The sequence below is a fragment of the Rhodococcus sp. MPR-R1B genome, from assembly GCF_058793255.1.
The window spans coordinates 106,168-118,086 of the sequence record NZ_JBXAFO010000019.1 but is presented as its reverse complement, the minus strand read 5'-3'; the positions used below and the strand labels follow the sequence as shown (position 1 = coordinate 118,086).

The 11,919-nt window shown below is 59.9% G+C and carries 8 protein-coding genes and 2 pseudogenes; 6 read left to right on the top strand and 4 right to left on the bottom strand.

Annotated elements, in window-relative coordinates:
• Positions 1-353 (top strand): annotated as a pseudogene (locus AC1Q61_RS23730) (hypothetical protein); the annotation flags it as partial.
• 56 nt (positions 354-409) lie between these two features.
• On the opposite strand, the gene AC1Q61_RS23725 reads toward AC1Q61_RS23730, so the two are convergent.
• From AC1Q61_RS23725 to AC1Q61_RS23715, 3 genes are all read right to left on the bottom strand, one after another.
• On the bottom strand, positions 410-781 hold the full coding sequence (locus AC1Q61_RS23725) for a hypothetical protein (RefSeq protein ID WP_256938472.1): 372 nt from the start codon (positions 779-781) through the stop codon (positions 410-412).
• 45 nt (positions 782-826) lie between these two features.
• Positions 827-3,382, bottom strand: coding sequence for an AAA family ATPase (locus AC1Q61_RS23720; RefSeq protein ID WP_492651280.1), 2,556 nt, complete (start codon positions 3,380-3,382; stop codon positions 827-829).
• 557 nt (positions 3,383-3,939) lie between these two features.
• The gene (locus tag AC1Q61_RS23715) at positions 3,940-4,281 is read right to left on the bottom strand and encodes a hypothetical protein (RefSeq protein WP_029257095.1); all 342 of its coding nucleotides are present in this window, start codon (positions 4,279-4,281) and stop codon (positions 3,940-3,942) included.
• A gap of 591 nt (positions 4,282-4,872) precedes the next feature.
• Here AC1Q61_RS23715 and AC1Q61_RS23710 point away from each other — a divergent pair.
• Both AC1Q61_RS23710 and AC1Q61_RS23705 read left to right on the top strand, forming a co-directional pair.
• Entirely contained in the window at positions 4,873-5,271 is a 399-nt protein-coding gene (locus tag AC1Q61_RS23710) for a MobC family plasmid mobilization relaxosome protein (RefSeq protein WP_259349327.1), read from the top strand.
• Complete coding sequence (locus AC1Q61_RS23705; protein WP_182262769.1) at positions 5,268-7,025, top strand: relaxase/mobilization nuclease domain-containing protein; 1,758 nt, start codon at positions 5,268-5,270, stop codon at positions 7,023-7,025. Before AC1Q61_RS23710 ends, AC1Q61_RS23705 begins: the two co-directional genes overlap by 4 nt.
• Positions 7,026-7,160: 135 nt before the next feature.
• On the opposite strand, the gene AC1Q61_RS23700 is transcribed toward AC1Q61_RS23705, so the two are convergent.
• On the bottom strand, positions 7,161-8,396 hold the full coding sequence (locus AC1Q61_RS23700) for a hypothetical protein (protein ID WP_492651281.1): 1,236 nt from the start codon (positions 8,394-8,396) through the stop codon (positions 7,161-7,163).
• Positions 8,397-8,533: 137 nt separating this feature from the next.
• Here AC1Q61_RS23700 and AC1Q61_RS23695 point away from each other — a divergent pair, with 137 nt between their 5' ends.
• From AC1Q61_RS23695 to AC1Q61_RS23685, 3 genes and pseudogenes are all read left to right on the top strand, one after another.
• The gene (locus AC1Q61_RS23695; RefSeq protein WP_153212237.1) at positions 8,534-8,701 is read left to right on the top strand and encodes a hypothetical protein; all 168 of its coding nucleotides are present in this window, start codon (positions 8,534-8,536) and stop codon (positions 8,699-8,701) included.
• On the top strand, positions 8,698-11,259 hold the full coding sequence (locus tag AC1Q61_RS23690; protein ID WP_492654906.1) for an AAA family ATPase: 2,562 nt from the start codon (positions 8,698-8,700) through the stop codon (positions 11,257-11,259). The genes AC1Q61_RS23695 and AC1Q61_RS23690 overlap by 4 nt, the downstream gene beginning before the upstream one ends.
• Positions 11,260-11,738: 479 nt before the next feature.
• Positions 11,739-11,891, top strand: a pseudogene (locus AC1Q61_RS23685) (type IV toxin-antitoxin system AbiEi family antitoxin domain-containing protein); the annotation flags it as partial.
• Positions 11,892-11,919: the final 28 nt, after the last annotated feature.

Below are 11,919 nucleotides of genomic sequence, written 5' to 3'. Positions count from 1 at the left end.
CGTACGCGGGGAGAAACCATGGCCACAAAATGCGCCATAAATGGCCGCCAGTGGGGAGCTTACGATGGCCGTCGACACCGCTACGAACCGAATTCGTCTACGCGCGCTTCTACAACCAATCCACCACCCGAACAGACCGCCTCGAAGCGGTGCTGAACAAAGCCTTCACCGAAGCGCACCCACCGGTATCGGCGCGGTCCGCCGAAGGCGCCCACCTCGAGGACCTCATGCGCAACGTGCGACTCGCCTTCCCAGCCCGGCCGACAACGACACGAGGCCGCAGCTCGGCCACACCCGAAACATTGCGACCCGCGGAGACACGCAAACGCGAACAGGGGCACAACCGAGACTGATAACTGTCATCCGCCGAAAAAGGACTGACCAGCAGGAATGTTGCCGCCCATCGGCGCTATGAAACTCTGTTCGCGTGATCGCTCAGCAGCCGAGCAAGAGCCCGAATCGTTTTCGGGTCGCTCATATCGCCGCCGCGCGCACAACCAATCCGGGCACCGGACGCCGCTTCCGCAGCCTGCAACTCCCGATACGCCGCAATAAGCTCAGGACTCGGATTCGCCACCCGCTCCGCGCGACGCTGCCACTCCGCGATACGCGCGCGTTGCGCCCGGACTGCACACTGATCCTCACGCCAGATTCCGAACCTACGACGCTTCCACAGCGAGCGAACCACTGCACCGTCCATCCAGGCCGCGAACTGCGCCTTGTCCCGCTTCCACTTACGCGGCCGAAACTTCGGACTCCAACTGTCCATCAACTTTCCCATCGAGCGTCGTTAGTCTTACCGGTGTTCGGACCCATCGCCTAGCCCCTACTCGGCAACTTCGTCGGCGGTTTCTTCCTCGGAGTCCTCGTCCGCCGGGCTGAGTGGCGCTCCGTCTGCATCGACTTCGGTTTCTTCCTCGGAGTCCTCGTCCGCTGCCTGGCTGAGAGGTGCTTCGTCTGCATCGGTCGTGTCAACTGCGGCAGGCGTTCCTGTGGGAGCCAGGGCATCTGCCTGGTTCTCGCTGTTTGTGATGTCATCGAGGTCTATCCGCCCTTGGTCTTTCAGCCGCGGCAATAGGGGCAGACGTTCTAATTCGGTCCGAAATACAGAGAAGGCCGCGATCCGCTTGAGCGGATTCTCTCCGAGCTTGTGGTCGCGTTTGATGGTCGCGAGTCCAGCTCGGATGATGTCCCCGATCTCTGTGTCGTCGGCCGCTGCTTCGATACGACGGAGTACGACAAGAGCTTGGTCCTGAATGCAGCCATCGGGGTGAGCTTCGAAGAATTCAGTAATGAGCTGCTCAACGCGCCTGTCACGACGCCGGGCCGCCTCATTCTCGCGTGCAGTTGTCAAGGTGGTGCTCAGTTTGGCTATGAGGGCTGCGAAGTTCGTGTCAATAACCTTCACTTCTCGAGGCTGCACTTGGTCGTTGGCGTGTTCACCGAGGTAGGCGATCAACTCTTTGGCGAAGCCTGCCTTTCCTATGCCAGTGTCAAAAGCAGAGCGGAAAGCTGTCTCGATGGCATCCCACAGAGAAGGTTTTTCCGCTGAGATGCAGGCTAAGATCGCCTCGTCGGTCAACGCAGTGGATTCGTCGACACTTAAGCCGAGTAGGTGTGTGGCGTAGCGGCGTGCTGCAATTCCAGCTAGTGGCAACGGGACCAGGTCCTCGGGCTCCTCGACGACCACGCCAGGTTCTGTCACAGCGTCCGGCACGGCCTCCCCAAGCATTACAATCAATTCTTTTGCCACGGTCGGACGTCCCTTGGCTCCACCCTTGAGGATCTGTCGTCGAGCTTCCTGACCGGCACCGTCGCTGTCGAGCAGGACTGCACACGCAGGCTTGAACTGGTCTCGTCCGCGTGCCAGGTACAGCATGTAGGGCATGTTCGAGCCACCGGGTACGAGCGTTACCTGGTTGAGGTCCAGGGTGGCACTCGGTGCGGCACCGGCGAGTCGCAGGCGGGTGTTCATGCCGGAAAGCAGCACTTGGTCGGAGATGCCTTCGACAAAGAGGTTGTCGCCGCCGATGAACGCGGTCTCAGCTACAAACGCTCCGAGGGAGGTGCGTAGCGGCTCGTAGTGATTTTGTGTCACGTCGGCTACGAGCCGCGTGCCTTCGTCGCCGGTGCCCTTGTCAACGACGCGGACGCGGTGACCGGAGTTGCGGTTGATGAGAAACGGGGAGTGCGTTACATACACGACTTGGTCGGTGCGATCGGTGTTGTCGGGGTGGGCGTAGTACTCCAGGATTCGTAGTAGGTCTTGCTGCCCGGTGGCCGACAGATATGCGTCGGGCTCGTCCATCAAAAGCACTTCGGGCACTGAAGGTCGCTCGTGAGACCAGAGTTGAACAAAGTACGACAAGAAATATGTCAGTCCGCGGCTGCGCTCGCTGAACGAGTAGTCGGTACCAGTACGGTCACGAATCGTGAAGACCAGCTCGTGCTCACGCGGCGAGATTCGGAGTGCGAAGTCCTCATCCTGGCTCCACCACCTTGAGACGTTGAGGTGTCGGGCGATGGAGTCATTCATCTTTTGGATAAGAGCGTTGACCAGGCCTTCACGCTCTTCTGCGATCGCGTTATAGAGGTCGGCGAAGGCGCTCCGATCGATGCGTGCGATCTTTGTCAGTAAGTCTTGACCCAGTTTTTGCTGCTTTGCGGCCAGCGCCTGCACAGTTTCATCCTCGGTCGTGGTGGGGGCCAGATCGATGAGGGCGAACAAGGTGCTGGCTTGCTCCTTAAGGGCCTCCAGACCGCTCACTCCGGCCAGGAAGCGCAACAGATCAATGCGGTTCTTCCGTCCTGAGGGGACGGGCTCAATTCCGGCGAGGGAGGCTAGCGATACCGAGTCGGGGAGGTCTACTTGAGTCTGGAGTTTGTGAGCCTTTGGTAGTAACGCCTGTAGCGCGACGGCTTGAGCCCCGCTGAGCAGAACCCGCTTCTCATCGGTGTTAAGGACCTGCACGACTCCGGCTTCGGGGCGCAGCAATAGAAGGTCGTCATTCTTGTAGAGCGGGATTTTCAAAGTAGCGAGTTCGCTTCGCTCGATGTCCGACAGTGCGAATTGAGCGCCTACTTCCGGGTACAGGCGTTTGTCCTTCTCGACCGAGAACAATGTCGAGTAACGGCAGAAGTCACTACGGGAGTGTTCTTCTCCCGAGAGCACAATGTGGATGGCATCGAGCAGATGGGACTTGCCAGACTCATTGGCGCCGACCACAGCAGTGATGTCGTGCTCGAGACTGACTGTTATGTGCGGCAGCCAACCATCGCCCGTCACCTGCCAATCCTTCTTCTTCGACGACGGCGCGAACTTCAATTCGTAGTCGTAGTTGAACGATTTGTACCAGCGGACCAAAACCTTGCGGATGCGCACGGCATGCCTTTCGTCTGTCGAAGCTTGGTCGCGTGTGCGACCAAGCGAGCAAAGCACGGCCCAGACACGCGTCACGTCGAATCAACCGAATTATGTCCGACCGAGAGATCGAATTGACCAAACGAGCGAGCCACCGCTGCTGGGGCTTGGTTAGGCGAGAGGCTGCGCGCGACATCTCTTGCCGCGGTGAGGTCGTCGGCGTCGTCCGCTCGGGCGAAGACCTTCATCGAGTTTCCGGTCGACCGATCTTGCTACTTGGAGTTGCATGACGAATGCAGAGTTGAACTGACCACTTTCAATTGGCTGAACCAGGAGTCCGTCGCCCAGATGATCTACGCGACGAACGCTTTGGTGAGGTTCTCTCCCATGGGTCATGCGCGCCGTGCGCGCCGTGAAGACGATCGCCAAGCACAGAGATCCCGTTGAGAAGATTCAGAGCTGGGTGCGGGCCGGGACGAGGCGCAACCACGCGGTAGTGACGCGCTTGAGCTGAGAGTGGACGACCGTTCTCGGCGTCAACCCCGAGCCGAGAACGGGTGCGGGCATCGGGTGTAGTACTAAGCGCTTTTCTGCTCACCGGATTCAGCGGACGGCGAAGTTTCGATCTTCTTTGTCACCGGCTTCTTCGGTGCAGCCCGCTTGCCTGTTGACTTTCGAGCGGCCGGCACACGCCACTGTTTGATCGAGGTTTCGGTGAATCCGACCCGCAGCGCCTCGCTCAGCGCGGCGTCGAGGTTGCCGACGTTCGCTGCGTCCGTCCGGGCGAATTCTTCGCGTGTATCGAGGAGTTCTTTGTGTGCGGTTGCCACCACACGGATGATCTTCATCTTCTCTTCGGCTTCCGCTTTGATAGCTGCGTCGAGTGCGTCGAAGTCTGGTGTGTTCGGTGTCGTGTTCATGCGCTACATCGTAGGAGAAATCTCGCCCGCTCGTGCACCACTGAACGGGCGCTAAGCGGAACTCGCGAATACCGGAACCGTTGTCCACAGGTGGGTGTCCGGGGCGGCGTTGTGTGCACACCAGACGCGGAGCGGAGGAATCTGGTGTGTGCCCAATGCCGAGAACCCCGGTGCCCGCCTGTGGACAACATCAACCACCCGAACTGCGTATCGACGCGCTCCGCGCGGCGCATCTTCTTTTCTCCGAGATTCGCCACAGATCGGGACTGCTCCGATCCTCATATGGATGCCCGAGATTTCCCTCTCCGCTCCGCTGCGTCTCAGGCACCCACAATCGGGACCAGCCCCCAAATGGGGACGAATTCGAGATCGAAGGAACTCGCAGGCTCGTCCTGGCGCTTTTGAGATTTCGGGGACGAGACTCAGAACGGACGTGACCCCGAAATCTTGGCCCTGCAGAGCAGAGCAAGATAGTAACTTAGGTGCCCTAAGTTAGGTCAGGTCTTGCCGCTGCGCTCTGGACCTGAGACACTGGCGTGTAGCCCCACGTGGTGGGGGCGCTGCGCTGGGCCGAAGGGAGGCACGACGGACATGAGTGAAGACGAGGTCAGTCGACCTCGCCGGTTCCGTCGTGAACGCCGGGAGAATGTGCCGGGCGGTCGAGCTGGCCGGCACGTGGTGAAGGTGACTCCCGAGGAGGAGTCCGAGTTGCTGCGCCGTGCGCAGGAAGCGCGTATCACTGTGGCGCGGCTGATGGTCGAGTCTGCTCTGTCCGACTCCGGTGAAACTGCTACTGATCGGCGCGATCTTGCCGCGGAGTTGTTCTCCGCGTTCCGGTTGTTGTCGGCGATTTCGATCAACATCAACCAGATGGCGAAAGCAACCAACGCGACCGGCGGAATCCCCGCCGAACTGAACGGCGCACTGGTCAGTGTGCGGCGTTTGGCGGACCGGATTAACGGCACCCTCGACGAGATGTCTGCGCCGTGATCGTCAAGATTTCCCGCGGCGCCAAAGTCACCGGCTTGATGTCGTACCTCGCTGGTCCGGGCAAGAGCAACGAGCACACCGACCCCCATCTGGTGGCCGGCGACTACGCGATCATGGCGTGGCACGACGACAATGAACTCAGCGGTGTCGACGCTCTCGCGATTGGCAAGCAGATCGACCAGCCCCGCAAAGTGTTCGGCACCGAAATCAAGATCCCGAACTACCTGCGCGACGACGCCGGCCAAGACGTTCGCGACAGTCACGGCAAGAAGGTCCGCGATCCGATCGACCCGTATCGCGATGGCAATGTCTGGCATTGCTCGCTCTCGCTCAGGGCCGATGAAGGCGAGCTGACGGACGAGCAGTGGAACAAGATCGCCACTGAGTTCATGGACGAGATGGGTTTCACCGAGACCTCCGGTCGCAGTCCCGCGAGGTGGGTCGCCGTCCGACACGGAGTGTCTGCGAAAGGCAACGACCACATTCACATCGCCGCATCCGCCGTGCGCGAAGACGGAACCAAGGTCAACCTCTACCGTGACTGGAAACGAGCAAGCGTGGCGGCCGCACGCATAGAACGTGAACACGGCCTCGTTGTCATCGAGTCCCGCCAGAGCAAGACCGGCGAACGCGGATACCAGCGCGCCGAAAATGCGCGCGCAGTACGCAACGGGCAGACCGAACTCGACCGTGATCTCCTCGCACGGCGCGTGCGCGCCTGTGCGACATCGTCGAAGTCCGAAGCGGAATTCGTACGCCGACTTCGCGGGCAAGGATTGCTCGTCCGGCCCCGCTTCGCCTCCGGACGCGATGACGTCGTAGTCGGCTACAAGGTCGCCGTCAGACCCGACCGCGAAGCCACCGGTGCCGATGCAAAGCCGATCTTCTACGGCGGCGGTCATCTCGCCAAAGACTTGACCCTCCCCCGTCTCCGCATGGAATGGGAAGACACCCCCACGGCATCATCGGAGGCCGTCGACGAATGGCGCAGCGCACGGCGCGAGCGTCCCGCTGCGCGACCCGGTCGCGAAGCGAAAATACTCGACCCGAAACTGCTCGAGCGAGCCGGTCAAGACATTGCAGCCTGGAACAAATACCTGGCTTCGATTCCCGTCACCGACCGAGCACAATGGGCACGCGCGGCAGGCCGAACAGCTGGGGTGTTTGACGCATGGTCTGTCCGGACCGAAGCCACACCAGGACCCCTTGCCCACGCTGCGAAACAACTCGCCCGATCATCACAGATCCCCGCACATCAGCACGCACCGAAGAAGGCGGGCATCGTCTCCGCCGGAGGTGCAGCCCTGATCTTGATGCAAACAAGCCCGCAGCTCGGCAAGGCAGCGTCGTACGCGCTGCTGATGCGCCAACTGATCAAGACGGTGGAGGCGATTGCCGCCGCACATCGCGCTGCCGGCGACCTGACCCGGGCACGTGACCTCGAGATGACCGCTCGCGTGGAACTCGAAGCGATTCACCGTCGGATGCCGCAGCCTCGTACCGAGATCGAGCACGTCGAATGCGAGGGCAGCGTCGCAGTGCTCGAACGGCCGGTTTCGAAAGAAAAGACAACGACGGAAGAGACGTCGTCGGAACCAACCGACAACAATGCAGCAGCCCTCGCGGCCGGCGACTTCCCAGTGTCCGCACGGGAAGCAGCGAAGCGAGGCACCTCCCCAGTTCCTCCCCGACTTGATCCCCAACGGGAACAGACGCGCGCAGGGAAGAGCCGAGACAACGACAACGGGCGCTAGTACGGGAATCGAGCAGATTTAATTCGTCCTTGTCGACTTTCGAATGAAGTCATGACGAAGTCATCATCACTACTGGTGACGTCATCACCATCCTCCGTCGAATGTTTCCTTTTGTCTGGTGCGCAACGGACTGTTTCATTTGCTGGAGCGTTTGTCAGCGCTGCTGACCAAGCTCAAGGATTCCTGTATTGAAGCCTGCTCAACCGGAATCGTTATTGCTTGGCCTTCGTAAATCTTTCCGTATCCCTGTGCGGTCACGGTCCATTCTGCGGTCACCTCGCTGCTAGCAGCGAGGTTGGCAACCAGAATTATGTCGTCGGCCTCGCTCACCCATGCCGGGTGGGGGCGGAGATGCTTGAGGTCGAGAGTGATCTCCACGGAATCGTCAAGGCTTTTCCAAGTAACCGGGTAATCGGCGATCCGCAGGTCGTCATAAAAGCTCGGGTCGATGCCAGCGTAGGGGTCTTTCGGGGCCGGAATAACAGGAGATAGCAACTTGGCTTGATCGAATCGGTCGAGGTGCAGACACTGCAGGCCGCGCACACCACTGATAGTGATGATCACTTGGACGTCGTTGAGGAACACTTCACCGGTGTTTTTCAGGCGGAACCGCAACCCCGGCCACGTGGTGGACGCTAGGTGGTCCTCCGATTCGGCCCACCTCCGGCGAACTTCGCGTTCCCACCGCTCAATTCGCTCCTCAAGATCCGCTTCGGTGAGTGGTGGCAGTGCCGACTGCATCCATTGCATTCGCGTAATCGCGGGGTTCAGCGCGGTCTGTTGACGGTTCCGGGTGTGCCGTGCGCGTTCCTTCTCCGCTGCATGCTCAAGCCACCAATCGCGGACGTCCTCACCGCCTACAAGGTGGCGCGCGGTTCCGATGATCTCGAGCTCGATCGCAATCGGAAGCGGGCCAGGATCGATGTCGAGGTATTGCTTGCGGATCGGCGACATCGACGGCTCGTCGAGAATATGAGCAACGCGCTCGAGATGAAACAGTTCGACCGTCACGCCTTTGTCCGCGCCGAGCTCCCTGAGCTCTGCGCGTTCGCTCAGCCTGATCTCCTGATTGGTGACGAACGCTAGCCCGTATGGCTGGTGCTTTGTGGCGCTTTCAAGATCGGACACGAACTTTCGCTTGATGTCGCCGAATGTCTGTTCGTCGCGGGGGAAATTGACGGCCATGATCCACCGGCGACCGTCCTTGGAACAGACGGCATCACGGCCGCCATCCTTGCCTCCAAGAGGGTGCGATGGGTCGATGTTGTCGAAGCCGGAGTAGGCGAGGACCTGGGCGGCGAGACGCTCGGACGGAGCCTGGCCCTGAGTCCATTGCCGCAGTCGAAACCACGTCTCATCTGTACGAGTCATGTCCTCTTCATACTCGATGCCCCTGCCGTCGAACCTTTCGGTCGGTTTGTCGGGTAAGTTCGTTTGATCGACCCCAGGCGAAGCGCAGACCGACACGGCCCGCGATGAGGATCTCAGTCGAGTGCAAGGAGGATCGGGTGAGTGGGTTGATTCCAAATCTAGAGGACCTTCGCGAGCAGTTGCCGCCAAGCCAGACTTCGCTGGACGCACACGAATTCGTCACAGCGTTGGCAACGGCCGTGTCTTCGGCAGAGGTTGCATCGAAGGTCGACGCGCTGGTCGACGGATGGTTGGAAGTCGAATGACTGCACCACTTCTTCCAGGGACCCAGCCGCCCCCTCGCATTATTCGTCTGCGTATTCGGGGGTTTCGATCCTACGGAACTGAGGTTCGAGAACTGGAACTGGACTCGCCCATCACGGTTATCAAAGGCGATAACAGCCAGGGAAAGACCGCGACCGCTGAGGCGCTGGAATTCTTGTTCACCGGGCGCAACAGCCGGAGAGACTTGTTCGGGGGAGCCAAGGCGGAGTACGAGCGGATGCTCTCCAACGTGCACTTGCCGTCAGATGACACCGACGTGTGGGTGGAAGCTGATGTCAGGTCCCTCGATGGCACTGTACGGACTATTCGTCGCGTATTGACGGCAGACTATTCTGCGTCGGCGGACTGCACGAGTGTGGTGACCATTGATGGTCAGCAGGCGACGGATCTGGATTCTCTTGGCATCCCGTTCGGAGAACCTCCGCTAGCTGCACCGGTCTTGCTGCAGCACAATCTTCGCTACGTCCTGTCTACCGAGCCGCAAAAACGGGCTGCGTACTTCCGTTCGATGCTCGAGCTGATTGACCTCGACATTGTGAGAGATGCGGTTAGCCGCGCCAAGGATCGGGTTGCGAATCTTCCTTCGCTAGTGCGGGTGGGTGCGATGAACGGGCTTGCGCAGGGAAACACGCCTGCGACGGCAGCGATCGACAAGGCTGCGAAAGCGAAAGACCAACCAACTCTGACAAGCCATCTTCTGACAGCCGCCAGCGCTCTTGGCTTGCCGTTGTCCGGTACGAATGCCGAAGACGCCATCGCTGATCTGCAGAAGATCAAGGCACAGGCAGAGGAGAAGGTCTTCCCGATCGGTGCTCTGACGCCGAATCTGACTCAGATACCCACCGATGTGGACACCTCGCGCTTGAGCCTGCACATCGTTACCTACTCCGACCGGCTTCAGGCTATCGATGCGGAGGCGGCCCGTCTGCTACCTGTTTTCGAGGCCGTTCTTGCACATCAGGACCTCGGCGCGGTGGCGGCGCCGACCAGTTGCCCCGTTTGCGAAGACGGAACTCTCCGTGCAGAGCGTATCGAGCAGATGCGTGAGCACTTAGCTGCAACTACGGGCATGCAGGAAGCAGCAAGAGCCGTCGTTGATGAGCTACAGTTCGCGCTCCGAGAAGTCGATCGAGTTGGGGTTGCGCTCAAGTCTGTGCTTCCTGCGGCTCAGTCTTGGCAGGACCACCAGTGGGCCGATGTCTCAGCGCACCTGGAGGCATTCGCGGCCGGTAGTCATACGGGCGCACCGGGATTGGATTCCGGGGACTCAGCCCGTGGGCATATCTCTCGTGCCGCCGGCGAAGTGCAGCGGCTCAGAGATATCCGGGATCAGATTAGGGACTTGGTTGCCGCAGGAACCCTCAAAGTTAGCGAGCGCACAGAGATTCGAGATGAAATTTCGCTTCTGCTCAAGCAAAGCAACGAGTGTATCGCCATCGTGCAGAAGGAAACACAGGCACTGAAGAAGCTCGTCGCTGACCTACACGAGGGGCTGGGTGAAAAATTGCAGGCGGCGTTGATGCCCGCCGGGACTCGGGAGATCCTCGAACTCTTGGAACACCGGGACGACCTTTACCGTGAACTACGAGTCCAGGCGCAGAGGAAGAAAGCGAAGCAGCGTATCGATGCGCTCGGTCGCGCTATCCAGAAAGCCGAGCAAGCACTCCTCGATGACCGATTCGCCAAGATGGGTGATGAAATCGATAGGTGGTGGGCTACCCTTCGCCCCGATGAGTTGGTCCGGTTCGGTGGAGTTGGACGACGGGCATCGGGACGACGCTACGTGAATCTGACTGCCGAGCTCGCAGTATCGGACGAGGCTTCGCCGCAGGTACGTGACGCCGTCGGTGTATTCAGCGACAGCCAGCTCAACGCGCTCGGGCTGGCGGCCTTCTTGGCGCGACAGCGTTTGCTTGGAAGTCCTGTCGTAGTCCTGGACGACCCGCTCCCTGGGTACGACCCCGAACATCGAATTACTTTTACTCTCAACACCTTGAGCGCCCTCATGGATGAAGGTGTGCAGGTGATCGTTTGTACGCACGATCCCAAGTTGGCAGTCAATATCGTCGAAGGCCATCGGCATCGAGGTTTGGAGCACTACGAGTTGGTGCTCTCGGACATGAGCGAGGGCACGGCTGTGACCAACGAAAGCGATGTCTTCGGAAGACATCTGTTGGAAGCCCAAGATGCCATTGCCAGTCTCACCGTCGAGGGGAGGCGCAATGCGGCCAATGCTCTGCGGCGAGCCGCCGAACGACTAGCGAAGCAGATCATCGCCACGGGACGGACACAAGCCGGCACGCCTACCCGAGTGTCTGAAGTTGGTGACAAGATTCTTGGCGAGTTGATCCCTGATGTGCTTGGTTTTGCGCTGGGTAATGACGAGCGCGGCCGCTGGACTCTCTGGAAAAGTTGTTTGAATCCTGGGGCCCACGATGACGATGTACCGCCGCCTCAGACCTTGAAGACCGTCCTTGGTGACATCAAGAAGCTGAAGAAGAACCACGAGAAACATTGGCCAGATGGGCTGTTGAAGTGAGTTCGAGTCCGCTTCACGTGGCCGTCCACAGTGTCGGGAAGATCTTCGCCCATCTCGGCAGGATGCCAATTCTGGTCGCGGAGTAGATGGCACCCGCCTGTAGGCGGCCCGGTCCGCAAGTGCATCTTCGATCGGCGGCCGCATCACCCCGTTGGGTAGACGGGCTGACTATCCGAGCTTTGGCGCGCAAGCATGAGGTCCTGAGATTTCAAGCCCCTGAAGCGCAAAGTAACTAGTTTTAAGAGCCGACCGTTCGGTCTTTGGTTCGATGGCACGTCCCGCCGCGCCATCGACCCCAGGGGGTTTCTCTGCAGCGGCAGTTTTAGTACCTCTGCGATGTGCATATTTCCCACTGCAATAGTCACGATGTACACGATTTTTGCAGTAGCAGACGGACACTTTGTCGGCACTATCAGGCTAGGTGCTTCAAATAGGTTCACCGAATCTGCAAAAATAATGCTCAGTGATACTATTGCAGTATGGCTCAAGGCTATTCCATCGTTGAACTAGCGGATCTTGCCGCTGGCCAATGGGGTCTGTTCACTACCGCCCAAGGCAGAGCGATCGGGTTCTCAACCCAGCGCATCGCACGGCTTGCCCGTAATGGCACCGTGGAGCGGATTCGCCACGGTGTGTACCGGGTTAGTGGCGCGCCGAGCG